General features: G+C 71.8%; 29 protein-coding genes. 7 read left to right on the top strand and 22 right to left on the bottom strand.

Going from position 1 to position 25,719, the window contains the following annotated elements; all coding sequences use genetic code 11:
• Positions 1–102: 102 nt before the first annotated feature.
• The 10 genes from IGA62_RS16290 to IGA62_RS16245 form a co-directional block, all read right to left on the bottom strand.
• Entirely contained in the window at positions 103–717 is a 615-nt protein-coding gene (locus tag IGA62_RS16290) for a MarC family protein (RefSeq protein ID WP_091456688.1), read from the bottom strand.
• A gap of 40 nt (positions 718–757) precedes the next feature.
• A complete protein-coding gene (locus IGA62_RS16285) occupies positions 758–1,639 on the bottom strand; it encodes a PHP domain-containing protein (RefSeq protein WP_145820227.1) in 882 nt (293 codons plus the stop codon).
• 58 nt (positions 1,640–1,697) lie between these two features.
• Entirely contained in the window at positions 1,698–2,948 is a 1,251-nt protein-coding gene (locus IGA62_RS16280; protein ID WP_145820229.1) for a hypothetical protein, read from the bottom strand.
• Positions 2,945–3,697: a SigE family RNA polymerase sigma factor gene (locus IGA62_RS16275; protein ID WP_232624667.1), complete on the bottom strand. Its 753-nt coding sequence runs from the start codon at positions 3,695–3,697 to the stop codon at positions 2,945–2,947. The genes IGA62_RS16280 and IGA62_RS16275 overlap by 4 nt, the downstream gene beginning before the upstream one ends.
• A 97-nt stretch (positions 3,698–3,794) precedes the next feature.
• Positions 3,795–4,676 (bottom strand): PH domain-containing protein, encoded by an 882-nt coding sequence (locus IGA62_RS16270; protein ID WP_145820231.1) that lies wholly within the window; start codon positions 4,674–4,676, stop codon positions 3,795–3,797.
• 6 nt (positions 4,677–4,682) lie between these two features.
• Positions 4,683–4,841, bottom strand: coding sequence for a hypothetical protein (locus IGA62_RS16265; protein WP_170107933.1), 159 nt, complete (start codon positions 4,839–4,841; stop codon positions 4,683–4,685).
• 132 nt (positions 4,842–4,973) lie between these two features.
• Positions 4,974–5,669, bottom strand: a complete 696-nt coding sequence (locus IGA62_RS16260; protein WP_342353916.1) for a DUF6758 family protein — start codon at positions 5,667–5,669, stop codon at positions 4,974–4,976.
• A 97-nt stretch (positions 5,670–5,766) separates the two neighbouring features.
• Positions 5,767–6,390 carry a TrmH family RNA methyltransferase gene (locus tag IGA62_RS16255; protein ID WP_145820235.1) on the bottom strand — a complete coding sequence of 208 codons (624 nt, stop codon included), beginning with the start codon at positions 6,388–6,390 and terminating at the stop codon, positions 5,767–5,769.
• 32 nt (positions 6,391–6,422) lie between these two features.
• A complete protein-coding gene (locus IGA62_RS16250) occupies positions 6,423–6,950 on the bottom strand; it encodes a hypothetical protein (protein ID WP_145820237.1) in 528 nt (175 codons plus the stop codon).
• An 89-nt stretch (positions 6,951–7,039) separates the two neighbouring features.
• Complete coding sequence (locus IGA62_RS16245; RefSeq protein ID WP_145822187.1) at positions 7,040–7,555, bottom strand: MaoC family dehydratase; 516 nt, start codon at positions 7,553–7,555, stop codon at positions 7,040–7,042.
• Positions 7,556–8,050: 495 nt separating this feature from the next.
• Between IGA62_RS16245 and trxA the strand changes: the two genes are divergently transcribed.
• From trxA to IGA62_RS16230, 3 genes are all read left to right on the top strand, one after another.
• Positions 8,051–8,413: a thioredoxin gene (gene trxA, locus IGA62_RS16240; protein ID WP_145820239.1), complete on the top strand. Its 363-nt coding sequence runs from the start codon at positions 8,051–8,053 to the stop codon at positions 8,411–8,413.
• Positions 8,414–8,552: 139 nt separating this feature from the next.
• Positions 8,553–8,993, top strand: a complete 441-nt coding sequence (locus tag IGA62_RS16235) for a hypothetical protein (RefSeq protein ID WP_145820241.1) — start codon at positions 8,553–8,555, stop codon at positions 8,991–8,993.
• Entirely contained in the window at positions 8,990–9,934 is a 945-nt protein-coding gene (locus IGA62_RS16230; protein WP_145820243.1) for an HTTM domain-containing protein, read from the top strand. The genes IGA62_RS16235 and IGA62_RS16230 overlap by 4 nt, the downstream gene beginning before the upstream one ends.
• Here the strand turns inward: IGA62_RS16230 and IGA62_RS16225 are convergent.
• On the bottom strand, positions 9,898–10,317 hold the full coding sequence (locus IGA62_RS16225) for a thiol-disulfide oxidoreductase DCC family protein (RefSeq protein WP_145820245.1): 420 nt from the start codon (positions 10,315–10,317) through the stop codon (positions 9,898–9,900). The genes IGA62_RS16230 and IGA62_RS16225 overlap by 37 nt on opposite strands.
• Before the next feature lie 424 nt (positions 10,318–10,741).
• Between IGA62_RS16225 and IGA62_RS16220 the strand changes: the two genes are divergently transcribed.
• Positions 10,742–11,146 (top strand): CoA-binding protein, encoded by a 405-nt coding sequence (locus IGA62_RS16220; RefSeq protein ID WP_091458981.1) that lies wholly within the window; start codon positions 10,742–10,744, stop codon positions 11,144–11,146.
• 55 nt (positions 11,147–11,201) lie between these two features.
• On the opposite strand, the gene IGA62_RS16215 is transcribed toward IGA62_RS16220, so the two are convergent.
• Positions 11,202–12,398 (bottom strand): acyl-CoA dehydrogenase family protein, encoded by a 1,197-nt coding sequence (locus tag IGA62_RS16215; RefSeq protein WP_145820248.1) that lies wholly within the window; start codon positions 12,396–12,398, stop codon positions 11,202–11,204.
• A 176-nt stretch (positions 12,399–12,574) separates the two neighbouring features.
• Here IGA62_RS16215 and IGA62_RS30145 point away from each other — a divergent pair, with 176 nt between their 5' ends.
• Positions 12,575–12,970 carry a DUF4190 domain-containing protein gene (locus IGA62_RS30145; RefSeq protein ID WP_145820250.1) on the top strand — a complete coding sequence of 132 codons (396 nt, stop codon included), beginning with the start codon at positions 12,575–12,577 and terminating at the stop codon, positions 12,968–12,970.
• Between the two features lie 2 nt (positions 12,971–12,972).
• Here IGA62_RS30145 and IGA62_RS16205 read toward each other — a convergent pair whose 3' ends face one another.
• Complete coding sequence (locus IGA62_RS16205) at positions 12,973–13,809, bottom strand: SDR family NAD(P)-dependent oxidoreductase (RefSeq protein ID WP_377465567.1); 837 nt, start codon at positions 13,807–13,809, stop codon at positions 12,973–12,975.
• A gap of 183 nt (positions 13,810–13,992) precedes the next feature.
• Between IGA62_RS16205 and IGA62_RS16200 the strand changes: the two genes are divergently transcribed.
• Positions 13,993–14,418, top strand: a complete 426-nt coding sequence (locus IGA62_RS16200; protein WP_145820252.1) for a DUF4190 domain-containing protein — start codon at positions 13,993–13,995, stop codon at positions 14,416–14,418.
• Between the two features lie 80 nt (positions 14,419–14,498).
• On the opposite strand, the gene IGA62_RS16195 is transcribed toward IGA62_RS16200, so the two are convergent.
• Complete coding sequence (locus IGA62_RS16195) at positions 14,499–15,455, bottom strand: HpcH/HpaI aldolase/citrate lyase family protein (protein ID WP_145820254.1); 957 nt, start codon at positions 15,453–15,455, stop codon at positions 14,499–14,501.
• Positions 15,456–15,557: 102 nt separating this feature from the next.
• Here IGA62_RS16195 and IGA62_RS16190 point away from each other — a divergent pair, with 102 nt between their 5' ends.
• Positions 15,558–16,379 carry an SDR family NAD(P)-dependent oxidoreductase gene (locus IGA62_RS16190; protein WP_186500350.1) on the top strand — a complete coding sequence of 274 codons (822 nt, stop codon included), beginning with the start codon at positions 15,558–15,560 and terminating at the stop codon, positions 16,377–16,379.
• A 145-nt stretch (positions 16,380–16,524) separates the two neighbouring features.
• Here the strand turns inward: IGA62_RS16190 and IGA62_RS16185 are convergent, their stop codons facing one another.
• The 8 genes from IGA62_RS16185 to IGA62_RS16150 form a co-directional block, all read right to left on the bottom strand.
• Complete coding sequence (locus IGA62_RS16185; protein ID WP_145820256.1) at positions 16,525–17,829, bottom strand: sulfate adenylyltransferase subunit 1; 1,305 nt, start codon at positions 17,827–17,829, stop codon at positions 16,525–16,527.
• Positions 17,829–18,743, bottom strand: coding sequence for a sulfate adenylyltransferase subunit CysD (cysD, locus tag IGA62_RS16180; RefSeq protein ID WP_145820258.1), 915 nt, complete (start codon positions 18,741–18,743; stop codon positions 17,829–17,831). The genes IGA62_RS16185 and cysD overlap by 1 nt, the downstream gene beginning before the upstream one ends.
• Positions 18,740–19,603, bottom strand: a complete 864-nt coding sequence (locus IGA62_RS16175) for a 3'(2'),5'-bisphosphate nucleotidase CysQ (RefSeq protein ID WP_145822189.1) — start codon at positions 19,601–19,603, stop codon at positions 18,740–18,742. The genes cysD and IGA62_RS16175 overlap by 4 nt, the downstream gene beginning before the upstream one ends.
• Positions 19,604–19,641: 38 nt before the next feature.
• Entirely contained in the window at positions 19,642–20,463 is an 822-nt protein-coding gene (locus IGA62_RS16170) for an ABC transporter permease (protein ID WP_091456640.1), read from the bottom strand.
• On the bottom strand, positions 20,460–21,593 hold the full coding sequence (locus IGA62_RS16165) for an ABC transporter ATP-binding protein (RefSeq protein ID WP_145820260.1): 1,134 nt from the start codon (positions 21,591–21,593) through the stop codon (positions 20,460–20,462). The genes IGA62_RS16170 and IGA62_RS16165 overlap by 4 nt, the downstream gene beginning before the upstream one ends.
• Positions 21,594–21,629: 36 nt before the next feature.
• Positions 21,630–22,706: an extracellular catalytic domain type 1 short-chain-length polyhydroxyalkanoate depolymerase gene (locus tag IGA62_RS16160; protein ID WP_269780450.1), complete on the bottom strand. Its 1,077-nt coding sequence runs from the start codon at positions 22,704–22,706 to the stop codon at positions 21,630–21,632.
• A gap of 141 nt (positions 22,707–22,847) precedes the next feature.
• Entirely contained in the window at positions 22,848–24,662 is a 1,815-nt protein-coding gene (locus tag IGA62_RS16155) for a hypothetical protein (RefSeq protein WP_232624666.1), read from the bottom strand.
• 82 nt (positions 24,663–24,744) lie between these two features.
• Positions 24,745–25,704, bottom strand: coding sequence for a sulfotransferase domain-containing protein (locus IGA62_RS16150; RefSeq protein WP_145820263.1), 960 nt, complete (start codon positions 25,702–25,704; stop codon positions 24,745–24,747).
• Positions 25,705–25,719 lie beyond the last annotated feature (15 nt).

Below are 25,719 nucleotides of genomic sequence, written 5' to 3'. Positions count from 1 at the left end.
ACGGGGCGGGGTGCCTCCGGCGGCGCGGCCGGACCGGTCGGCTGGGGAACGTCGCACTCCGCGATCCTGCCATCCGAGTACGACAGGTAGGTAACCGGCGAGTCAGGTCAGACTGGCGTACTGCGTCACGAACGCGGCGATGGCGTCCGCGATGAGCTGGACGGCGATCGCGGCCAGCAACAGGCCGGCGATCCGGGTGAGCACCTCGATCCCGCCGGGGCGGAGCACCTTGACGATCCCGCCGGAGAAGCGGAGCACGACCCAGACGGCGACCATCACCGCGACGATGGCGGCGGCGATGGCGGTGACGTCGGCGGCGCCGTCCGCCTGCTGGACGAAGAGCATCGTCGCCACGATGGCACCCGGTCCGGCCAGCAGCGGAGTGCCCAGCGGCACCAGGGCGATGTTGGTGGTGGACTGCTGGCTGGGATCGTCCGCCTTGCCGGTGAGCAGTTCCAGCGCGACCAGCACCAGCAGCAGCCCACCGGCGGCCTGGAGGGCCGGCAGGTCCACGTGCAGGTAGTCGAGAAGGGTCTGCCCGGCCACCGCGAAGACCACGATCACGCCGAGGGCCAGCGCCACCGCCTGCCAGGCCGCCCGGTGGCGGTCCCGGGCCGACATCGGGCCGGTCAGCGCGAGGAAGATCGGCATCATGCCCGGCGGGTCGGTGATGACCAGCAGGGTCACGAAGACCTCTCCGAACAGCTTGGCGTCCACCTGATCACGGTAGCGACGCTCTGGCCAGGCCGAACGCGGGTCAGCCCGAAGCGACCGAGGTCACCCCGCCGGCCTGCGCGACGATCCGCTCGTACGCCTGCGGACTGGTGGTGTGGGCGCCCAGCCGGACGGTCTTGTGCGTGCCGTGGAAGTCCGACGAGCCGGTCACGATCAGGCCGAGCCGGTCGGCGAGGGCCCGGACGTGCTCCCGTTCGGCCGGCGAGTGGTCCTCGTGGTCGGCCTCCAGCCCGGCCAGGCCCGCCTCGGCCAGCTCGACGATGAGCTCGTCCGGCACGATCCGACCCCGGCGGGTGGCCCGGGGGTGGGCGAGGACCGGCACCCCGCCGGCCGCCCGGACCAGCTCCACCGCCCGGAAGACGTCGATGTCGTCCTTGGCGACCCGGTACCGGTTGCCCAGCCACTGCGGGCCGAACGCCTCGGTGGTGGTCGCCACCAGCCCGGCGCGGATCAGCGCCGCCGCGATGTGCGGGCGGCCGACGGAGCCACCCGCGGCGGCGGTGTGGATCTCCGTCCAGCTCACCTCGATCCCGTCGGCCCGCAACAGCTCGACGATCCGCTCGCCACGGACCTCCCGGGAGGCCCGGACCCGAGCCAGTTCGGCGGCGAGCGCCGGGAAGTCCGGATCGAACAGGTACGCCAGCAGGTGCAGCGACACCCCGGGCCGCACCCCGTTCCACAGGCAGGAGATCTCCGCGCCCCGGATCAGGGTGAGTCCGGGCGGCAGCGCCCGTCGCGCCGGTTCCCAGCCGGCGGTGGTGTCGTGGTCGGTGATCGCCACGACGTCGAGCCCGGCGTCGGCGGCGGCCCGCACCAGCTCGGCCGGGGTCAGCGTGCCGTCGCTGGCGGTGGAGTGGGTGTGCAGGTCGATCCGGCTCGGGGCGGACGAGGGTCGCGGGGTCACGATCCGGACGCTACCCGGCTGCGGGAACCGGGGTGGCCCTCGGTCGACGGGCTGCGCTTCAGAGGGTCGCCGCGGTGACGAGCGCCGGCCACTGGCCCGCCGGCAGTCCCGGCACCGCCGCCGCGGTGGCCTGCACGGGGTTCCGGTCGGGGTCGAACCGCACCAGCGTCCCGTCGACCGCCGGGTACACGACCTCCTCCGCCACCGCCGGCCACGCCGCCGCACCGGCCACCCCCGGGCCGACGGGGCGGACCACCGGCTTCGCGCCGAACGCCTGCCCCAGGTCGACCAGCAGCGCCGTGCCGTTGGCGGACCGGCTGTCGGCGGCACCGTTCACCAGCAGCCACCGTCCGTCCGGGGAGACCGATCCCGGCCCGTCCCCCAGCGGGGGCCCGGAGCAGCCCGTGACCGATGCGGCCAGGGCACGGGCCGGGTCGAGCAGGGCCAGGCACTGCCGGGACGACGCGCCGGTGACCCGGGCGACCAGCCGCCCGTCCGGAAGGCGGCCGTAGACGTCGAGGACGGACCGGTCCGCACCGATCCGGAACGGGCTGCCGTCGGCCCGCCAGAGCGCGAAGCCCGGCCGGTCCGGGCGCACCCGCACGAGGACGTCGTCGCCGACGAAACCAACCGGCGTCGCCGACGCGGGAACCGTCGTGCGCAGCCCCGGGAGCAGCTGACCGTTGGCGATCGTCGCGACGAGGAGTTCGGTCCCCTCCCGCCAGACGAGCCGCCGGCCGGTCGGGTCCGCCGCCACCGCGTCCGCCCCGGCGAGCAGCACCCGGGACGTGCCGTTCGAGCCCACCAACCAGACAGTCCGGCCGGCCGCGCCGGGCGTGCCGATGAACAACCAGCCGTCCCCGGTACGCAGTCCGCGCGCGACCGGACCGACCGCGCCGAGATCCGTCCCCCGGCCGTCGACGACCAGGGTGGAGCCGGTGACCAGCGACAGCCCCTCGAACACCGGCCCGTCGAGCTGCACCGACGGCACGGCCGACGTGGCGGGCGGTCCGGTCGGGTCGCCGAGCACCACGGTCGGACTGGTGTACCGGGCGGTGCCGGTGCCCAGCTGTGCCATGCCGGTGCTGACCGCCACGGTCGCGACCGCGGCCAGGGCCACCCCGGCCAGGGTCCGTCGGCGTTGGAGCCGCTCGGCACGGCGTACCGCCCGGCCGGCGGGGTCGACCGCGAGCGGCCGGGGCGTGCCGGCCTGGCGGGCCAGGGTCTCCCGCAACGCCTGCTCCAGGTCCTCCCGCGCCACACCGATTGGACGCTGCGGATCGCCGCGCAGGTTGTCGGGGCGGTTCACCGGTGTTCCCCGGTCGACGCGGGCAGCCCGGTGGCGAGCACCGGTGGTCGGGCCGGGAGCGCCGGTGCCGGCCCGGAAGCGCCACCGAGGCCCACCGGGGCTGCGCTGTCGGCGACGGGTCGCGGCACCACCGGCCGCACCGGGGTACGCGGCACCGGGCGGGACCGGGCTGCCGGGGCGGGCGCCGCGGCGACGCCCGGGGCGGGTGCCGCGCTGCCGTCCGGACTGCTCGCTCCGGCGGACAGGCCGAGGGCGTCCTCGCTGCCGAGCCGGCGGCGCAGCGTGTTCAGGGCCCGCGAGGTCTGGCTCTTCACCGTCCCGACGGAGATGTTCAGCAGGGCCGCCGTCTGCGCCTCGGAGAGGTCCTCGTAGTAGCGGAGCACCAGCACCGCCCGTTGCCGGGCCGGCAGGGCACGCAGGTGCCGCCAGAGCGCGTCCCGGTCGAGCTGCTGCTCGATCTCGTCGGTCGCGGGCCGTTCGGGGAGCACCTCGGTGGGGCGTTCACCGTGCCAGCGCCGACGCCACCAACTCGTCGACGTGTTGACCAGCACCCGCCGGGCGTACGGCTCGACGGCGTCGATCCCACCGTTGCGCTTCCAGGCCAGGTAGGTCTTGGTCAACGCGGTCTGGAGCAGGTCCTCGGCGGTGGCCCAGTCCCCGGCGAGCAGGTAGGCGGTACGCAGCAGGGCTCCGGAGCGGGCCGCGACGAACTCGCGGAACTCCTCTTCCAGGTCGTTCCTGCCGGCCACCACTCACCTCCCGCCCCTCCTGCTGGCAGGCTGCCATGCTCCGGGGGTCGGGTCGACGGCAGAAAGGTGCGTGTTCCTCCGATGTTCGGACGAAAACCTACGCCCCGTCGTCCGCCTTCGCCTCGTCGGCCTCCTTGCCCAACCGGGCCTCCACCGCCTGCGGCTCGTACATCTCCTCGACCACACGCAGGTAGAGCTCGTTCGGGTTCGGCAGGTTCTTGATCTCGCGGAGTGCCTGGTCCTGGCCGGCGGACTCCAGCACGAAGGTGCCGTAGTTCAGGGCCCGACCGGTCGGCGTCTGCTCGTACTTCATGTCGGTGACCCGGGCCAGCGGCATCATCGCGACCTTGCGGGTGATGATCCCGTTGACCACCATGACCCGCTTGTTGGTCAGGATGAAGCGGTCGTACCACCAGTCCGCGACCTTCCACGCGACCCAGCCCATCACCGCGAACCAGAGCAGCACCGCGATGGTGGTCAACGGGCCGATGTTCCGGTTGGCGAGGGCACCGGAGAGGTAGCCGAGGACGAAGGTCGCGGCCACCCCGATCAGGATCGGGGTGGTGAGGTGGATCCAGTGCCGCTTCCACTCGCCCCGGTACCGCTCGGTGGGGAAGAGGTAGCGGGCGACCAGTGAGCTGGGCTCGTCCTCCAGGGGCAGCACCCGGCGCGGCGCCGAGCCGGCGGCGTCCGCCCGGAGGCCGGCCAGCTCGTCGTCGCTGAAGACCGGTGGCTGGTACTCGGCCTCCGGATCGCGGACCCAGGTGCGGCCCGAGCGGGCATCGTCCGGATAGGGCGGCCCGTCGGCGGGGTAACCGAGGTCGTCCGGATAGGACGCCCGGTCGCCACGCCCGGGGCCGTAGCCCGGAGGCGGATCGTCGTCGTCCCCCCGGTACCGGGGGATCGGCTCCGTGTCGCGCTCCCGGCGTTCCCGGTCGGGATCGTCGGGGTCTGGGGGCAGGCCGGAGGGGCTTCCCATCGCGGGTTAGGCGAAGAGGTTGGTGAAGAAGTCGCCGAAGCCCTGCGCAATGTCCATGATGCCGCCGCCGAGCGACTTGAAGACGTCAGCGGCGGAGTTGGGCTGGAACGCGATAAAGAAAATCAAGAACGCGACTCCGGCCCAGGTGAGGACCTTCTTGACCATGACGGGCCCATCCTCTCGCGCGGTGCCGGGTCCCATACCGCAGCGGCACCCAGAGTATCAGTCAGGTGTCGTACGGTGAATACTGCGTCTGTTCTCCGACATTCCGGGAGACTTGTCAAGCCTCGTCGCTCGTCAAGCCTTCCCGTGCAGGTACGGAGAGGGCGCACCGTACACGAGCTCGGGCGGAGTCCACTCGGTCAGGTCGTGGAGGACGACGTCTTCCGCGAGGAGGTGACCCGCGCTCGCCGGCCAGGCTATCGCATGAAGCCACATTCCCCGAGCCTCGCCGGCGTACGCGCTTCGATCCGGTGAGGAATCGACGGGCCACAGTGGAGTCGGATGGCCGCCCACCCTGATCTTCGCCGTGGCGACGTGCTCGGGATGACCTGGGCCGGGGTCGGCCAGCGCCTCGGTGAGCCGGGTGCCCGGGTCCGGACCGGGCATGCCGGCGAGGCGGGTGCCGAGCCCCACGCCGGGCTCCTCCGCGACGAAGACCACGTCGGCGGGGCCACCCCCGAGCGGGGCGGGGCCGGCACAGGCGACCACGGTGGCGCGGACGCCGGTGCGGTCGTCGCCGGCCCAGCCGACCCCGGTCACGGTCCAGCCGGGCGGCAGTGGCCAGGGGGACCAGAGCGGGACGGCCGGGGTCTCCCCGGTCGGCCCGGCCATGATCCGCTCCACCACGCTCGACACGATCTCCGGACCGATGTGCTCCGGGACGTGCAACGGGGGGACGGGCCCGCAGGCCAGACAACGCGACTCCGTGTGCATCAGGTCCGGCCCCCGTACCGGTCCGCCACACCGCGGACAACTCACCGAAACACTCATATCCACACGGTCACCCCGGATCGTCACCCCGTCAAGCGGAGCGGCCTTTTCGGTCACGTCCGGTCCGCCACCTGGTAACGGGTCGGGAAAGCGCAGGTCAGGCCGGTGGCGCGTCGGCGTACGCCCGGATCCATGCGTGCATCGCGATACCGCTGGCCACACCGGCGTTGATCGACCGGGTCGAGCCGTACTGGGCGATCGAGAAGAGCTGGTCGCAGGCGGCGCGGGCCGCCTCGGAGAGACCGGGCCCCTCCTGGCCGAAAAGCAGCACGCAACGCCGGGGCAGCGTGGTGGTCTCCAGCGGACAGGACCCGGGCAGGTTGTCGATGCCGACCACGGGCAGGTCCCGCGCGGCCGCCCAGGCGACGAACTCGTCGATCGTCTCGTGGTGCCGGACGTGCTGGTAGCGGTCGGTGACCATCGCGCCGCGCCGGTTCCACCGCCGCCGCCCGACGATGTGCACCTCGGCGGCGAGGAACGCGTTGGCGTTTCGCACCACGGTGCCGATGTTGAAGTCGTGCTGCCAGTTCTCGATCGCCACGTGGAAGTCGTGCCGGCGGCGGTCCAGATCCTCGACCACGGCCTCCCGCCGCCAGTAGCGGTACCGGTCGACCACGTTGCGCCGGTCGCCCTCGGCGAGCAGCTCCGGGTCGTAGCGGGGGTCGTCGGGGGGATCTCCGGGCCACGGGCCCACGCCGACGTCGAGCTGGTCACCGGTCACGCTGGCACAGCGTACGGTGCCCGCCCGGCCCCTCAGCGCAGGCCCAGCGCCGCACCCAGCCGGTCGAGGAAGTGCTGGTCGGCCGGGCTGAGCGTGGGCCCGCCGGGAGCCGCCCGGCAGACCCGGGCCGCGACCGTCTGCACCCACTGGCGGTACGCCGCCGAGTCGGCCGGGTCGGCCCGGCGCCGGAGCACCCGGGCCGCCGTCCGGCAGTCGGCGAGCAGGTCCGCCGGGTCGGTGGGGGCCGATCGACCACGGCGACGGCCCCGACCGGTCCGAGCGGGTGGGGCGGGTTCGTCATGGCGGGCGTAGATGGTGGCGACCACGGCGCGTACGAGGTCGCTGTCGAAGGCCCGTCCGGCGGCCACCGCCTCCAGGCCGGCGAGCCCGGCGGCGACGCCACGCAGTGGCCGACCGGGGGCCGGGGCGGTGGCGACGACCACCACCCGCCCGGGTAGTCCGGTGAGCAGATCCCACTCGGCGGCGGAGTAGACGGCGGTGGTCAGCGGGGCGGCGCGACGGCCGGCGGCGGGCGGCTCTCCGGCGAGGGAGTGGCTCATGGGAACCTCCGGCGTCAGCATATGCCGGCCACCGGGCGCCCGGACGCCGGACCACCCGGACGCCGCCGGGACCGGCACCCGGCCCCGGGTCAGCGGGGTTCGGGGAAGCTGGGCCGCTCCGGGTCGACACCCTCCGGGACGGCCGCCACGGCGTACTCACGCTTGGGGACCATCACCCGACGGCGGAAGACGCAGACCAGGGTGCCGTCCTGCTTGCGGCCCCGGGTCTCCACCGAGACCACGCCCCGGTCCGGCCGGGACGCCGACTCGCGCTTGTCCAGCACGGTCGTCTCGCCGTAGATGGTGTCGCCGTGGAAGGTGGGGGCGACGTGGCGTAGCGACTCGACCTCGAGGTTGGCGATGGCCTTGCCGCTGACGTCCGGGACCGACATGCCGAGCAGGAGGGAGTAGACGTAGTTGCCGACCACCACGTTCCGCCCGAACTGGCTCGCGGTCTCCGCGTAGTGCGCGTCCAGGTGCAGCGGATGGTGGTTCATGGTGAGCAGGCAGAAGAGGTGGTCGTCGTACTCCGTGACGGTCTTGCCGGGCCAGTGCCGGTACACCGCGCCGACCTCGAACTCCTCGTAGTAGCGGCCGAACTGCATCCGGGTCTCCCTGGTGCGGGCGATGGAGTTCGGCACAGCATGCCTTATCGAGAGTTAAGGCAGCTCTGGAGGGGTGCGGACGCAATGAGCGGCGGGGCCCTCCCCGGCACCCGCCGCCCACGCTCTGATGGGAAAGATTCTGCCCCACGGGATGTAACACAGAACAGAGATGCAAGTCACATTTATCTTTTCGTTACCGCACGCAGAGTGACCGAGATCCACCGACGGAGCGATCACCGCAGGTGAGATCCCCCCTTGTCAAGAGGGAGTCGATGGAACATCGAGCGGGATGATCGTCAATCTCCGTGGGATCGCTCCCATCACGGCTTGTCACGCAAGTGCAGGCTGCAAGTGCAGAAGGCACGCAACTCGTTAACAGACGTGTTTCGATCCCCCCGGTGAGCTGCCGAGTTTCGACACCGCACCCACGGGAATTCGGAACCACCCCACCCGGTTCCACCTGACGTACGCAATCCGCGCTGATCGGAGACTGGAATGGCAACCGTTGAGCTGACCACGGCGAACTTCGAAGAGGTGACCGGCCGGGACGGCATCGTCCTGGTCGACTTCTGGGCGGAGTGGTGCGGCCCGTGCAAGCGGTTCGCCCCGGTCTTCGAGCGCTCCTCGGAGAAGCACCCGGACATCGTCTTCGGCAAGGTCGACACCGAGGCGCAGCAGGCCCTGGGCGCGCAGTTCGACATCCGGTCGATCCCGACCATCATGGCGATCCGCGACGGGGTGATCGTTTTCGCCCAGCCGGGCGCCCTTCCCGAGTCGGCCCTGGAGAACCTGATCGAGCAGGTCCAGGCGCTCGACATGGCGGACGTTCGCAAGAAGCTGGCCGAACACCAGCACTGACCCGACGCGCACCGGCTCCGGACGGGCCCGGCCCGTCCGGAGCTGACGCCTGCCCGCGACCACCTGGCGACACGGACCGCCACGGATGGACGACGGAGGGATCCCCGACGGCCGGAACATTCCGTATCGTCGCCATGCGATGGAGACCTTGACCCCGCAGGGCCGGGCCGTCCGGCTGGGCGCCACCGCGCTCGGCCTCGCGCTGCTGCTCACCGGCACCCTCGTCGGTTCCGACGACCACTTCCCGTTCGGGCCGTTCCGGATGTTCGCCACCACCAACTCGCCGGATGCCCCGGCACCGGACACCCGGGTCGAGGGGGTCGACGCGACCGGCGCGCTGATCGAACTGGGTCAGGACGCCACCGGCATCCGCCGCGCCGAGATCGAGGGTCAGCGCGGCCGGTACGAGGCCGACCCCGAACTGCTCCGGGAGGTCGCCGACGCCTACGCCGACCGCCACCCGGGCGCGCCCGAGGTGGTCGAGGTCCGCATCGTGGTGCGCTGGCACGGCATCGAGGACGGACGGCCGACCGGCCGGCACGTCGACGAGACGGTGGTCCGGTGGGAGGCGGCCCGGTGACCGCCGTCGGCCGATGGCTGACCGAGGCGGTGCCGCTCGGCCGGATCGCGGCCTTCCGGACCCTGGTCTACCTCTTCGTCGCCGGTGACCTGGTCTTCTTCACTCCCTGGGTGCGCACCCACGCCAACGTGCCGGGCGAGCTGTACCGACCGCTGTTCGTCAGTCGGCTGCTGCACCTGCCCACCCCCACCGAGTGGCTGATCACCGGGATCTTCTGGACGCTGCTCGTGCTCGCCCTGCTGGCCGCGACCGGCCGGGCGCCCCGCCTGCTCGGCTGGTCCGTCTTCGCGCTGTACCTGTACTGGATGATCATCGGGATGAGCTACGGCAAGGTCGACCACGACCGGTTCGGCCTGCTGGTGGCGCTGGCCGTGCTCCCCACCGTGGGTCGGGCCCGGCACGGCGACCCGACCCGCACCGAGGCGGGCGGCTGGGCCCTGCGGGTCACCCAGATCGCCGTGGTCTGCACGTACTTCCTCGCCGCCTGGGCGAAGCTGCGCTTCGGTGGCCCCGACTGGATGACCGGCTCGGTGCTGGCCCGGGCGATCCTGCGGCGGGGCACCGACCTGGCCGACCTGATCGCGCAGGTGCCCTACCTGCTGATCGCCGCACAGTTCGGGATCATGGCCTTCGAGCTGCTCAGCCCGGTGGTCTTCCTGCTGCCCGCGCGCTGGCGTACGGCGATGGTCGGGTTCTTCTACTCGTTCCACGCGGTCACCATGGCGACCATCACCATCTCGTTCGCGCCGCACCTGGTCGCGATGGCCAGCTTCCTGGCACTGGAGCGGGTCCGCCCCCTCGTCCTGCTCCGCCGGCTGGCCCGCCGCGTCGGTGGCGCGTCGGCGACCGAGACGTCACCCCCGCGCACGACGACCGGCCCCGACCGGACGGTGAACCCTCCCGGTCAGGCGGTGGTGGGCGGGCCGCCCGCCGGCCCGTAGAGCCGTTCCCGGACCTCCTGCGGCAACGAGCAGGCCGCCGTCCCACCGGGCAGGCGGTGCCGGTTCCGGGCCACCCAGCGGTACACCGGCCAGGCGGGGAGGCGGACCGGCGGCAGGCGCAGCACGGCACCGGCCGCCCGCCAGCCGACGGTGCTGGCGCCGAGCAGCCGGGCGATGGCGTCCGGTCCGGCCGCCCGGCCGCCGTCCGCGCCGACCCACTGCACGGCCTCCTCGCACTCGGCGACGGTCAGGCCGAGGGCCGCCAGGTCCGCGAACTGCCAGGGCAGCACCCGGACGTCGGTGGGGATGCGCCGCTCGATGAACTCGGCACACCGGGTGCAGAACGCGCAGTCCCCGTCGTAGACGAAGGTCGACCTCTCCATGTGCCCATCCTCCCCGCCCGGGGCTCGCGCTGCGGCACCGGGCTCGCGCCCCGGCGGCGGGCATGAAGTCCGGGGACCTCGTCCGGGCAAAGGCCCTCGACGTGGACGTGCCGCGCCGCCGCCGTCCGGGGCGGTGGCCGACGCCCCCCGCCGCGCCGGCCTGGCCCGATCCGGCCTGGCCCGATCGCTCTGGTCCGATCCGGTCTGGTCCGATCCGTCCTGGCCCTCCGGCCCGGGACACCGTCTGCGGGGTGGCGGGGTGCCACCCGCCGTCCTTTCGAGCTGCCCGCACAGACGGGGCAGCTCCAAAGGACGCCACCCTCCACCCTGGTCCCGCCGTGACCTCACGGACGGACGAGCGGGATCCGGAGCGCCGTAACCCGGTGAACCCGGTCACCCGGCCCGCCGGGGTTACAGTCGGCTGGTGCGTACTGCCCAGCAAATCCTCGCCGACGCCGCCGTGATCGCCGTCGTGGGCGCGTCCCGCGATCCCCGCAAGGCCGCGCACAGCGTGCCGGCCCAGATGCAGCGGTACGGCTGGCGGATCATCCCGGTCAACCCGACCGCCGACGAGCTGTTCGGTGAGCCGGTGTACCGGTCCCTGGCCGACATCCCCCACCCGGTGGACCTGGTGGACGTCTTCCGTCCAGCCGAGGACGCCGTCGAGGTGGTGCGCGAGGCGGTCGCCATCGGCGCTCCGGCGGTCTGGTTGCAGCTCGGAATCGTCTCGCCCGAGGCCCGCCGGATCGCCGAGGAGGCGGGCATCGACTACGTCGAGGACCGGTGCCTGATCGTCGAACGGGCCGCCGCGGGCCTCAGCCGTCGCTGAACCGCTCCTGCCCCGTGGATCCACGAGCCGCGGGCCCGAGCCGCTGCCCTGAGGCTCAGAGCCGGTACTCCCGGAGCAGCCCGCGAGAGATGATCGTCTTCTGGATCTCCGAGGTGCCCTCGCCGATCAGCAGGAACGGAGCCTCCCGCATCAGCCGCTCGATCTCGTACTCCTTGGAGTAGCCGTAGCCACCGTGGATGCGGAACGCGGCCTGCACCACCTCGGCGCAGTACTCGCTGGCGAGCAGCTTGGCCATGCCGGCCTCGACGTCGTTGCGCTGACCGGCGTCCTTGAGCCGGGCGGCGTTGACCATGAGGGCGTGGGCCGCCTCGATCTTCGTACCCATCTCGGCGAGGGTGAAGGCGACGGCCTGGTGCTTCACGATCGGCTGGCCGAAGGTGCGGCGCTGCTGGGCGTACGCGACGGCCAGTTCGAAGGCGCGGATCGAGATGCCGCAGGCTCGGGCGGCCACGTTGACCCGGCCGACCTCGATGCCGTCCATCATCTGGTAGAAACCGCGGCCGACCTGGTCCGGGCCGCCGAGGACGGCGCTCGCGGGAACGGTGACCCCGTCGAGCACCATCTCGGTGGTCTCGACGCCCTTGTAGCCCATCTTGTCGATCCGGCCGGGGATGGTCAGGCCGGGGGCGGTCTCCCCGAAGCCGGGCTCCTTCTCCAGCAGGAAGGTGCTCATGTTGCCGTAGACCGAGTCGGCCCCGGTCTCGGTCCTGACCAGGGTGGCCACCACCGACGAGTACGCCCCGTTGGTCAGCCACATCTTCTGGCCGTCGATGACGAAGGTGTCGCCGTCCCGGACGGCCCTGGACCGGATCGCGGCCACGTCGGAGCCGCACTCCGGTTCGGACATCGAGAACGCGCCCCGCACCTCACCGGTGGCCATCCTCGGCAGCAGCCGGGACCGCTGCTCCGCCGAGCCGTACTGGGAGATCAGGTACGCCACGATGAAGTGCGTGTTCACGATGCCGGAGATCGACATCCAGCCCCGGGACAGTTCCTCGACCACGAGGGCGTACGTGAGCAGCGACTCGCCCAGGCCGCCGTACTCCTCGGCGATGGTGAGCCCGAACAGGCCCATCTCCCGCATGCCGTCGAGGATGTCGGTGGGGTACTCGTCGGCGTGCTCCAACCGCTGGGCGTGCGGAATGATCTCCCGGTCGGCGAACTCCCGGACGGTTTCCAGGATCGACCGCTGCACGTCGGTCAGACCGGGGGTCTGGGCGAGTCGGGCCATCTCCGCCTCCGGGTCCACGGCCTACCGAGCGGTAACTGAACGTTCGGTCAGTATCTGCCCGACCCGCTGACCGGGCCAAGGCAACCGCTCCACACATCCGCTGTGACAAGCTTCACCACGACTGCTAGCGTCCGGCAGGTGAGAACGTTCCGCCCGTGGGCGGCGAGGAGGAAGTCTTGAGTTACCCGCCACCGTCCGATCCGGGTTGGGGCGAGCAGCCGCACAAGGGCGACCAGCCCCACTGGGGCGAACAGCCACAGCCCCACTGGGGCGGGCAGCCGCCGTACCCGCCGCCGCCTGCCTACGGGTCCTACGGCCCGGCGCCCGCCAGCGGGAACATGAACGTGATGGCGATCCTCTCGCTGGTCTTCGCGTTCGTGTTCGCCCCGGTCGGCATCCTCCTCGGGCACATGGCCCGCCGGCAGATCCGGCAGACCCACGAGCAGGGCGAGCAGCTCGCCTTCTGGGGCCTGATCGCGAGCTACGTCATCACCGGGCTGTACCTGCTGTTCTGCTGCGGCTGGCTCAGCCTGGTGGTGTGGGCCGGCGCGAACAGCGGCACCACCACCTGACGTCAGCGGAACTGCGCCTCGCGGACGCTGTTCCCGCCGTCCACCACGAGCATCTGCCCGGTGATGTACGAGGCGGCCGGCGAACAGAGGAAGACGATGGCGGCGGCCACCTCGTCCGGCGTACCGGGCCGGCCGACCGGGGTGCCGAGGCCGTGCCGGATCTCCGCCACCGTCGACGCCGCGGTGTGGATGGTGCCCGGGGCGACCGCGTTGACGGTCACCCCGTCGGCGACCATCTCCATGGCCAACGCCCGGGTCAGGCCCACCACCCCCGCCTTGGCCGCCGAGTACGCCGCCTCGGTCGGCAGGGCGTTGACCGCCCCGGCGGTGGCCGCGAGGTTCACGATCCGCCCCCAGCCGCGTTCGGCCATCCCCCCGATGAACGCCCGACTGCACAGGAACGCGGTGTTCAGGTTCCGGTCGATCTCCGTACGCCACTCGTCGTAGCTGAGCTGGGCCACCGGGCGGAGCACCTCCGGGCTGGCCCGGCTGGCGAGACCGGCGTTGTTGACCAGGACCTCCACCTCGCCGAGCTGGTCGGCGACCGCGTCGGCCAGCGCACCGACCTCCGCCTCGTCGGTGAGGTCGGCGACGAATCCGGTGGCCCCCAGCTCACTGGCCCGCTCGTGGATCCGCCGGGTCGTGGAGACGATGGCGACCCGGGCACCGAGGTCGGTGAGCCGACGCGCCGTGGCGTACCCGATGCCGTCTGGACTGCCGGCGCCGGTCACCAGCGCCACCCGCCCGTCCAGTCGCATGGTCACCGGCTCGGGCAGGGGCACCGGCTCGTCCTGGTCGGTCAGGGCCGCCGCGAGCGCGGCACGGCTCCGCCGGGCCACCCCCGGTCGGCTCACGTCCCGACGGGATCGGCCGGAACGGTCCGCGGCACGCGCGTCAATCGCCATGCCGCGATCCTGCCCGCTCGACGGGGTCCGGGCAACGCGGCACCACGCGGTGTTCCGCTTTCGCCCCGGGTGACTACCCTGACGGCGCAGCCCGGACTCGACGGAGAAGAAGACCTCATGACATATCCCTCGCCCTCCCAGTGGCAGGACCCGGCCCGGTCGGATCCCTCCTCCGCCCCACCGGTCGACCCGTACGCGGCCGCCGGCTACCCGGCTGGCTATGCCGCTCCGCCGGGTTACCCGGTTCCCCCGGCGGGTTACGCGCCGTACCCGTACCCGCCGGTGCGCCAGACGAACAGCCTCGCCCTGGTGTCGCTGATCCTGTCCGTGATGGGGGTCGCCTCCTGCGTCACGGCTCCGATCGGCGCGATCCTCGGGCACGTCGCCCGGCGGCAGATCCGGGAGCGGGGCGAGGACGGCGACGGCCTGGCGAAGGCCGGGATCATCGTCGGCTGGGTGCTCACCGGTCTCATCGGCCTGGCGATCGTCGCCTACATCGCGCTCATCGTCTTCGCGGTGTCGCAGTCGGACACCACCTACTGAGCCCACGTGGGCTCAGGACACACGGACCGTACGGGTGCCGGACCGACCGCACCGGACCGGCACCCGGTCCGGCGGTCCGGTCAGCGGCTCGGCGGGGTGAAGGTGGAGGTCCGGGTCATCCCGGCGGCCCGCCCCTTGGCCGCGATCACCAGCGCCATCTTGCGGGACGCCTCGTCGATCATCTCGTCGCCGAGCATCACCGCGCCGAGCCTGCCGCCGGCCTCCGAGGTGTAGTGCTCGTACGCGTCGAGGATCAGCTCGGCGTGGTCGTAGTCGGCCTGGGCCGGTGAGTACACCTCGTTCGCGGCGTCGATCTGGCCCGGGTGCAGCACCCACTTGCCGTCGAAGCCGAGCGCGGCGGAACGCCTCGCCACCTCGCGGAAGCCGTCGACGTCGCGGATCTGGAGGAACGGCCCGTCGATGGCCTGCTTGTCGTGCATCCGCGCGGCCATCAGGATCCGCATCAGGATGTGGTGGTACGGGTCACCCGGGTAGTCCGGGATGAGCGCCCCGACCGCCAGCGACCTCATGTTGATCGAGGCCATGAAGTCGGCCGGGCCGAAGATGATCGTCTCGACCCGGGGCGAGGCGGCGGCGATCCGGTCGACGTTCACCAGGCCGGCGGCGTTCTCGATCTGCGCCTCGATGCCGATTCGGCCGACCTCCAGGCCCAGCGTCTTCTCCAACTGGGTGAGGGTGAGGTCGAGCCACTGGACCTGGCCGGCGTCCTGCACCTTGGGCAGCATGACGCAGTCGAGGTTCGCCCCGGCCCCCTCGACCACGTCGATCACGTCCCGGTACGTCCACGGGGTGGTCAGGTCGTTGACCCGGACCACGCGGGTCTTGCCGGCCCAGTCACCCTCGTTGAGCGCGGCGACGACGTTCTTCCGCGCGTCCGGCTTGGCCAGCGGGGCGACCGCGTCCTCCAGGTCCAGGAAGACCTGGTCGGCGGGGAGGCCCTGGGCCTTGCCGAGCATCTTGACGCTGGAACCCGGCACCGCGAGGCAGGACCGGCGGGGACGCCCAACTGCGGCCATCGACTCGCTCCTTATCCCGCCCGACGACGACGGCGGACGTGACGACACGGGGGCTCGGCTACGCCACGGTAACCTCGCGCCATGACGCGGGAGAACGCACCTGTGGAAGATGTCACGCGACGTCGACTGGTGGTGGTGACCGGTGCCAGTTCGGGCATCGGCCTGGCCGCCGCCGTGGCCCTGGCCCGCCGGGGCGACCAGGTGGTGCTGGTCGGCCGGGATCCGGCCCGGCTCACCGCCGCCGGGGAGCGGGTACGGGAGGCGGGCGGGGAACAGCCCGAACTGTTCCGGGCCGACTTCGCGGTGCTGGACGACGTACGCGGGCTCGCCGAGCGGCTGCGTGCCGCGTACGACCGGATCGACGTGCTGGCCCACAACGCCGGCGCGATCGTGTTGCAGCCGGTGACCACGATCGACGGGTTCGAACTCTCCATGCAGGCGAACCACCTGGCCCCGTTCCTGCTGAGCAACCTGCTCCGGGACCGGATCGGCCGCATGGTGGTGACCGCCTCCGCGGCACACCGCAGCGGGGCGCTCGACCCGGACGACCTGAACGCCACCCTGCGTCGGTACCAGCCGTTGCGCGCGTACGGCACCAGCAAGCAGGCGAACATCCTGTTTACCGCGGAGGCCGCACGCCGGTGGCCGGAGGTGCCGGCGCACTGCTTCCATCCGGGCGTGGTCCGAACCCGCTTCGGCAACGAGAGCCGGCTGGTCGCGTGGGGCATGCGGATGCTGCCGTTCCGGAGCCCGGAGCGGGGCGCGGACACGCTGGTCTGGCTGGCCCACGAGGACCCCGCGCGGCTCGTCGACGGCGGCTACTACGTCGACCGGCGCCCCCGCCGTCCGCGGCCGAAGGCCGCCGACCGGCAACTGGCCGCCCGACTCTGGACGGCCAGTGCGCGGGCGGTCGGCTGCGACTGAGGCATCGCCACCGAGGTTGGTCGTCGCGGGCGCAGCGCTGCGCTGAGGTTGCCTGCCGGGGTGGCGTGCACTGCTCGGGTGGTTGCAGGGGGCCCTTCCTACCGGTTTTTGGTGTGGAGGGGTCCCCTGCAACCAGGTAAGGGGGTTAGGTGGTTTCGACGATCATGGCGGCGGCGACGGTGCGGTTGGTGGCTTCGTCGATGATGATGAATCCGCCGGTGGTGCGGTTACGGCGGTACTCGTCGGCGAGTAGGGGCACGGTGGTGCGGAGTCGGATCCGGCCGATCTCGTTGAGTTTCAACTCGGTCGCGGTGTCGTCGCGGTGCAGGGTGTTGATGTCGAGGCGGTAATGGATTCCGCGGACGATCGCCCGTGCGGTGCGGGTGGTGTGTTTGATGGTGTACCGGCCGCCGATGTGTAGTGGGCGGGTTTCGTCCATCCAGCACACCATCGCCTCCACATCCTGGGTGGGGGTGGGGGCGTTGTTGGGTCGGCAGATCATGTCGCCGCGGGAGATGTCGATCTCGTCGGTCAGTCGGACGGTGACGGACATGGGTGGGAACGCCTCGGCGACGGGTCCGTCGGCGGTTTCCACGGCGGCGATGCGGGAGGTGAACCCCGACGGCAGGACCATGACCTCGTCGCCGGGTTTGATCACACCGGAGGCGACCTGCCCGGCGTAGCCGCGATAGTCCGTGACTGTGGTGGATTGGGGGCGGATGACGTACTGGACGGGGAACCGCACGTCGACGAGGTTGCGGTCGGAGGCGATGTGCACATGCTCCAGGTGGTGCAACAACGAGGGGCCTTCGTACCAGGGGGTGTTCTCGGAGCGGGTGACGATGTTGTCGCCCTTCAACGCCGAGATCGGCACCACCGCCAAATCGGGGACGTCGAGCTTGGCGGCGAAGGCGGTGAACTCGTCGGCGATCTGGTCGAACACGTCCTGGGACCAGTCGACCAGGTCCATCTTGTTCACGCACAGCACGAGGTGCGGGACGCGCAGCAGACTGCACAGGAACGCGTGGCGGCGGGACTGTTCGACCAGGCCCTTACGGGCGTCCACGAGGATCAGGGCCAGATCTGCGGTGGACGCGCCGGTGACCATGTTCCGGGTGTACTGGATGTGCCCCGGGGTGTCGGCGATGATGAACTTCCGCCTCGGAGTGGCGAAGTACCGGTAGGCGACATCGATCGTGATGCCCTGCTCCCGCTCCGCCCGCAACCCGTCGGTCAACAACGCCAGGTTCGTGTACTCGTCACCCCGCGCCGCCGAAACCGCCTCCACGGCCTCCAACTGATCCGTGAACAACGACTTCGTGTCATACAGAAGACGCCCGATCAGGGTCGACTTACCGTCGTCCACACTGCCCGCCGTGGCAAAACGCAACAGGTCCATCGACCGGAACGCGGAATCGCTGTCGAGTAACGGCATGGTGTCGGTGCTCATCAGAAGTAGCCCTCCCGCTTGCGGTCCTCCATGGCGGCCTCACTCACCCGGTCGTCGCCCCGGGTCGCACCCCGCTCGGTGATCCGGGTCGCCCCGACCTCCTCGATCACCAACTCCACGGTGTCCGCATCCGACCGCACCGCAGCCGTGCAGGACGCATCCCCCACCGTCCGATAGCGGACGCGTGCCACGAAGGGCGTCTCCGACGCCCGGGGCTGGATGAACTCGTTGACGGCGTAGAGCATCCCGTCCCGCTCGATCACCTCACGCTCATGGGCGAAGTAGATCGACGGCAACGCGATCCGCTCCCGAGCGATGTAGTGCCACACATCCAACTCGGTCCAGTTCGACAACGGAAACACCCGAATCGACTCACCCGCATGATGCCGACCGTTGTACAACGACCACAACTCCGGCCGCTGATTCTTCGGATCCCACTGCCCGAACTCATCCCGGAACGAGAACACCCGCTCCTTCGCCCGCGCCTTCTCCTCATCCCGACGCGCCCCACCGAACAACGCATCAAACCGATGCTTCTCCACCGCGTCCAACAACACCGGCGTCTGGATCCGGTTCCGGGTGCCGTCCGCCGGTTCGGTGACCAGGCCCCGGACCAGGGCCTCCGGCACGCTGGCCACGATCAGGTGCAGGCCGAGTTCGTCGACGCGCCGGTCGCGGTACTCCAGGACCTCGGGGAAGTTGTGCCCGGTGTCCACGTGCATCACCGGGAACGGGATGTTCGCCGGAGCGAACGCCTTCTCCGCCAGCCGGAGCATCACGATCGAGTCCTTGCCACCGGAGAAGAGCAGCACCGGCCGCTCCATCTCCGCCACCACCTCACGCATCACGAAGATGCTCTCCGCCTCCAACGCGTCCAGGTGGGTCGTCTGGTACAGCGCCGATCCGCTGTTCATCGCTGTTCCTTTCCGAGCAGGGACGTCTCCGGTGCGGCCGTCCCGGCGGCGGCCGTGGACAGCTGCCGACTCAGGGCCTCCAGCAGCGGCGCGGCCAGTTCCGGGCGGCAGACCAGCAGGTCGGGCAGGCGCGGATCCACCTCGTTGTAGCTCAGCGCGCTGCCGTCGATCCGGCAGGCGTGGAACCCGGCCGTCGTGGCCACCGCCACCGGTGCCGCCGAGTCCCACTCGTACTGCCCCCCGGCGTGGATGTACGCGTCCACCTCACCGGTCACCACCGCCGCGATCTTCGCCCCCGCCGACCCCATCGGCACCAACTCCGCACCGATGTCCTCGGCCAGGTCGGTCAGGAACGCGGGGGGACGACTCCGGCTCGCCGCCAGCCGGATCGGGCCGTCGACGCCGGCCCGTTCGGTGCGCGGGCGCAGCGGGAACTCCGTGGTCAGCACCCGCCCCTGGGCGGGCAGCCCCACCGCCCCGGCGATCAGCCGGTGCGGGGTGGAGGCGTGCCGGTGCCAGAGCGCCACGTGCACCGCCCAGTCCGAACGGCCCTCCTCGGAGAACTCCCGGGTCCCGTCCAACGGGTCGATGATCCACACCCGGTCGGCGTCCAGCCGGGTCGGCCCTCCCCCGGCCGACACCGAGCGGCGGGAGTCGTCGTCCTCCTCGGAGAGCACCGTGTCGGTCGGCCGCCAGCGGGCCAACTCGGCGAGGAGGAACTCGTGGGAGGCCCGGTCGCCGGCCGCCTTCAGCGCGGCCGGGTCCGCGTGGCCGCGCTCGGCGCGTACCGCGAGCAGGAGTTCGCCCGCGCGGGCCGCGAGCCAGTGGGCGAGCCCGCCGTCGGACTCCGGTGGATTCATCGACATGTGCGCTCCTCGTACGGGATCGGTGGACGGGGTCACTGGACGGCCCGCCGGGTGAAGGACCGGACGCTGAGCCAGGTCAAGGCGGCGGCCATCCCGGTCAGCGCCAGCAGGCAGACCCAACCCGGCATGTGCGGTACGTCGGGCAGCATCGCGCCCCGGACCCCCTCCGAGACGTACGTCATCGGGTTGAAGGCGGTGACCACCTGGAACCAGCGCATCGACTCCAATCGGGGCCACGGGTAGTGGATGCAGCCGGTCCAGATGATCGGCGTGACGATGACCGAGAAGGTGACGTTGATCCGCTGGATCGGGAGGATGGTGGAGAGGGTCATCCCGATGCCGCCGCCGACCCACGCGCCGAGCAGGGCCACCAGCAGGGCGGTCGGCAGGCCCTCCAGCCGCCACGGCGCGGAGCCGACCACCAGGGCCCCGAGCGGGTACATCAGCACCGCCGCGAGCAGGCCCCGGATGGTGGCCACCACCAGCTTCCCCACCGCGACCAGGCTGGTGGGAAGCGGGGCGAGCAGCCGGTCCTCGATCTCCATGGTGAAGCCGAACTCCTTCACCAGCGGCAGGGCGGTGCTCTGCAACGCGGTGGTGAGGGCGGCCAGCGCGATCACGCCGGGCAGGAAGAGGTTGGCGAACGACCGTTCGACGATGCCCTGCCCGCCGAGGATCGTGCTGAACACGAAGAGCATGAACAGCGGGGTCATGCCGACCTGGATCAGGATCACCCACAACTCCTTGCCGGTGACCAGCAGGTCGCGGCGGAGCAGGGCGAGGAAGACCCGGGCGGCGGGCGGGCGGTCCCGGACCTCGCGGCGTACCGGGGTGGGGGTGTCGAGGGCGGTCACCGCGGGTCCCTTCCGGTGAGTTCGATGAAGACGTCCTCCAGGCTCGGCTCACCGATGTGGATGTCGTTGAGCGCCGCCGACCGTCCGGTGAGCACGGCCAACGCCGGACCGAGCAGCGCGGCGGGGTCGGTGGCCAGGTGCAGGCGTACCCGGATCCGGCCCCCGCCGGCCCCGGCCAGGGTGGCGGTCGACGCGTTGCCGTTGGCCCGCGCGCGGGCGGCGAGCGCGGCCAGTGCGCCCGGCCCCAACTTGGCGAGCGCGGCCCGGCCCGCACCGCCCAGGCCGGCACCCCGACCCGCGCCGGCCGCGCCGACGGGCAGCGGCCGGCGTTCCGCCTTGCGTACGCCGTCCAGCTCGCGCAGCGCGGCGACGACCTCGTCGGCGTCGTCGCGGGCGGTCGGGGTGACCGTGAGGTCCAGGATGGCCTGCCCGGCCAGACCCCGGACCAGGTTCTGCGGGGTGTCCAGGGTGAGCAGCTTCCCGTGGTCCACGATGCCCACCCGGTCGACCAGGTTGGCGGCGTCGTTCATCTGGTGCGTGGTGAGCACGATGGAGACGCCGCGCTCGCGCATCTCCCGGATCCGGCTCCAGATCAGCAGCCGGGTCTGCGGGTCCAGCGCGTTGGTCGGCTCGTCGAGGAAGAGCACCTCGGGCTCGTGCATCCAGGCCCGCGCGATCATCAGCCGCTGCGCCATCCCGCCCGAGTACGCCTCGATCCGCCGGTCCGCGCGCTCGGCCAGGCCGAAGCGGTCCAGCAGCACCTTCGCCCGTTCCTCGGCCTCGGCCCGGGGCACCCCGTGGTAGGCGGCGTGGTAGAGGAGGTTCTGCCGGGGGGTCAGTGCGCGGTCGAGGTTGTTGTGCTGGGGCACCACCGCCAGGTGGGCACGGGCACCGACCGGGTCCCGGCTGACGTCGACGCCGCCGACCAGGGCCCGGCCACCGGTGGCCCGGAGCCGCGTGGTGAGGATGCCGATGGTGGTCGACTTTCCGGCCCCGTTCGGCCCGAACAGCCCGAAGGTCTCACCCGGCGCGACGGTGAACGACAGTCCGTCGACGGCGTTGGTCGTGGCCCGGGGGTAGCGCTTGACGAGGTCGACGACCTCGACCGCCGGACCGTCTCTGCTGGGCATGCCTTCTCCTGTTCTCGGTGCGGGTGCCGGTCGGCGTCAGGAGCCGGCCGGTCGGGGGTGCGCGCTGAAGAACTTCCAGATCTCCGCGGTCGCGTCCAACGCGGTCGAGGGGGGTTCGAGGCCGAGAAGCTGCTCGGCGCGGGGGTTCGGCTTCCCGCCCGGCCACTGGTGGCCGGCGTCGGCGATGGTGATCAGGTCGACGGCGCGGCCCTGCGGGCAGGACGTCGTCGACCGGGTCACCGGCCCGTCGGTGCGCTCGGTCGGTGCGGGGCAGTCGTCCACCGCGCGCCACTTCGCCATCAGCTCGGTCAACGGCGGCCCGTCGATCTTCACCGGGTTGCGGCCGGTACCACCGTTGTCACGCTTGCCCGGACCACCCCGGTACGGCATGGTCTCGTCGCGCAGTCCGTGGATGTGCAGCACGCTGACCGGGGCCGGTGACGCGCACTCACCGGCCAGTGTGGTGGCCACCGCGCCGACCGCGGCGAAGAGGTCGGTGTCGCAGGCCAGCCGGTACGCCAGCAGCCCGCCGTTGGAGATCCCGGTGACGTAGGTGCGGGCCGGGTCCACCGGCATCCGGTCGCGGAGGGTGCCGACGAGCGCCTCGATGAAGGCGACGTCGTCGACCCCCTGCCGGACCGGCTGGCCGCAGCAGAGTTCGCTGGCCGCCCAGGCCCGCTTCAGCCCGTCCGGAAAGGCGACCACGAAGCCACCCCGGTCGGCCTCCTCGGTCCAGCCGTACGCCTCCTCGGCCTGCTCGCCGGTGCCGGCCGCGCCGTGCAGCATGACCACCAGCGGCACCGCACCGGTCAGTTGGAGCGAGGCCGGCCGGTACAGCCGGTAGGTGCGCTCCCGGCCGTCGACGGTGAGGGTGTGCTCGCTCGACCCGGCCGGCACGTCGGAGCCGGACGGGCGCCCGGTGGCGCTCGGTGCCGGCGCACCGTCGCCGCCGCGCCGGTCGTCGCCCCCGTTGCCGGTGCACCCGGCGAGGGCGGTCACTCCGACCAGGGCGACGAGGAATCCGGCGAGCAGGGACGGGGAGCGGAGCCGGCGGGTGCCGGCGGGGGCACCCGCGGTACGGGAGGTCGTGGCCTCCCGGCAAAGGGCAGTCAAAGGCATCATATGCCCACTTTCACCGACAAACGTTCGAGGAGTGTTAAGACTTCGCTACGCACCGTGCAAAGTCAGGTTGGGGTCGGGCCCCGGCGGTGGGATCTGCGCCGCGCAGCACCGCCGGGACCCGGTCAGGCGTGACTACCAGCGGCGGGTGTCGTACCGGATCAGTTCCCAGCCACCCTCGGGCACGTCGTCGGTCGGGTCGGCCCGCAGGTTCATCGGGTTCGCCATGCCGAGGTAGAGCGTGGCGCCGTCGGAGACCATGTTGCGGATGCCGTAGTTCAGGTAGTTGCCGACGCCGGAGTCGCTGACCAGCTTCGCCGGCTCGTGGGTGGACTCGAAGACCATCAGGTCACCGCCGTAGACCGGCTCGGGCAGCGGGTCGTCGTCGTCGGCCGCCGCCGCCAGCGACGGAGCGCTGAGCGCCTCGACGCCCGCCTCGGCCGGCAGGCCAGCCATCCTGGCGGCCTCCGCGCCGAGTTCCTTGGCGAGGTAGCTCCAGTCCATCGTGCCGACGTAGAGCTTGCCGCCGGCCACCGCCATCTTCCAGGTGTAGTTCAGGTACGGGTTGCCGAAGCCGGACGACCCGTAGAGCGGGGTCTGCCCGGTCGAGACCTTCGCCCAGGCACCCGCACCGGCGTTCGCCGCCGGGTCGTACGCGGGCAGCTCGGTCGCCCCGTAGAGCAGCTCGATCTTCTGCTTCGGCTCACCCAGCCGCTTGCCCCGGTAGATGCTGATCGACCGCTGGGTGTTCTGGATCGTCGCCTGCCTCGCCTCGTCGGTGGCCGGCGGGTAGGCCAGCAGGTGCTGCCTCGTCGCCTTCAGCGGCACGTGCATGGTGCCCCAGTAGAGGTACCCGCGGAAGGAGACGAGGCCACCCAGGCCGTAGCCGCCGGCGACCACCGGGTCCGGCTCGTACGTGGAGACGTCCCAGACCTGCTGCCAGCCGTCCGCGTCGTCGGGGGTGAGGCCGGGGGCACCGTTGGCGAGCACCGGGCTCATCCAGACCGCGGCGAGCTTGCTCGGCGGGGCGGGCTCGTCGGCGGCGGCGCTGGCCAGCTCGCCGTCCGAGCCGGGCCAGGTGCTGACGACGACCCGACCGTCGTGGACGGTGATGTCGGCGGCCTGCGCCGGCAGGTTGGCGACGACCTGGAAGTTGAACGGATCGGTCTTGCTGCCGACCCAGCGCAGCACGTGACCGCGCAGCGAACCGTTGGCGCCGACGCCGACACCCGCGTACAGGGCGCCCTCGGCCACCGTGAAGTGCCGGATGTTGCCGAACTCGGGGAAGTTCCGCGAGCCCAGGAAGGCCCCGGTGTCGGTGTCGAAGGCGAACATGTTGATGGACTTGCCGATGGCCGGGCCACCGAGCAGGGCCACCCCGCCGAAGCTGCCGGCCGCCCGGATGCCGGTCGTGCTCCGCAGCCGGTCCGAGTGTTCCTTCGCGGCACCGGTCACCAGGTCGCTCTTCTCGGTGAGCTGCTTGGTCTCGGTGTCGTAGCTGTAGAGGCGGGGCATCCGGTGGTCACCCAGATATCCCGGTAGCTGCGGGTTGGTCTTGACGATCTGGCTCTCCTGGTACTCGCAGACCCAGTCGTCGTTGAGGACCGGCTCGTTGCTGCCCAGTTGCCGTCCGCTGGTGAGGCAGTTGACGTTCGCGCCGGTGCCGAAGTAGAGGTTCTTGCCGGCCCGGGTCATCCCCCACAGGTAACCCTGGTTCACCTTGGCCTGCCCGGAGGCGCACGGCGGTCCCGCCGGGTAGGGCTGGCCGACACCGGCGAAGCACTCGTCCGCTTCGGCCTTCGCGATCACCTGCGGGTTCGGCTGGTGGTGCCGGTCGTCCTCGGCGGTCGGCGCGCCCAGCGCGGTCGCCGGGACCGTGAACGCGGTCCCGAGCCCCAGTACGGCGACGGCCGCCCAGAGCCGCCGCGAGTGGATCCGGATTGGTTTCACACTGTCTCGCTTTCGTGCAGGGTTATCGGAGACGGTCCGGCCGAGACGGCCGGACCGGGGGCTGGGAGGTCGACGGGCCCGGTCAGCCGACCGGCTGGCGGGCACGGGACGGGTCGACGACGCGGTCGGCGACCCGCTCGGCCCACCCCTCGGCGTCGTCGAAGTCGAGGAAGCGACCGAGCCGGCCCAACTCGGCGACCGGGTCGGCGACCAGTTCCTCGTACCGCATGGTCAACAGGTGGGCGGGCTTGTGGTCGGCCAGCGCCTGCTCGGCCTGGGCCGCCATGAACGCGCAGAGTCCGAGGTAGCGGCGCAGGTCCTGGCCGCGCTCGCGGAGCGCTTCGGCGGTCAGCCGGTCCGGCAGGTACTGCTCCAGCTCCTCCGGTACGGCGTCACCGGGCTGCACCCGGAACGGGTCCAGCCCGCAGCGGCCGAGGAACTCCACGCGGAGCTGGATGAGCTGGAACGACGAGTGCCGGCTCATCGACTTCGCGGTGGGCTCCCAGTCCCGGGTCAGGTAGACGATCTTCGCCTCCGGGAAACCCCGGAGCAGGTACGGGGCCACGTGGCTGGAGCCTCCGGAGCGCTCCACCCAGCGCTTCCGGCCGGTCAGCACGGCCAGCAGGTCCAGGAAGTCCTGGTGGTGCCGGGCCACGCTCTGCTCGGGGAAGTCGGGCACCCGGCGGGCCAGCTCGTCGAAGAGGGCGTCCGGGTCGTCGGAGACCTTCGACAGGGTGATCGCCAGGATCCGGGGCAGCTCGGTCATCCGGTCGCCCCACCGGCCGGTGGACGGGTAGTGCAGCTCCTTCGGCGGCAGCCCGATCCGGAACAGCGTGGCCAGTTCCGCCTTGGGGCTGGCCAGCACATCCCAGTACTCCGCCCCGGTGATCACCTCGGCGCTGCGCGCCCAGGGTGCCACCGACATGAAGAACTCCTGGGCGGAGAGCGTGTCCGGCTCCTCCGCGATCAGGTCGGAGAGGAGCGTCGACCCGCACCGTCCACTGCTGATGATGATCGACCGACCGGTGATCGGGGTGTCCATCGGGAGTCCTCCTGC

Source organism: Micromonospora sagamiensis, assembly GCF_014680085.1.
In the GTDB taxonomy this organism is placed as follows: domain Bacteria; phylum Actinomycetota; class Actinomycetes; order Mycobacteriales; family Micromonosporaceae; genus Micromonospora; species Micromonospora inyonensis.
This window is presented reverse-complemented; position numbering and strand designations above follow the sequence as displayed.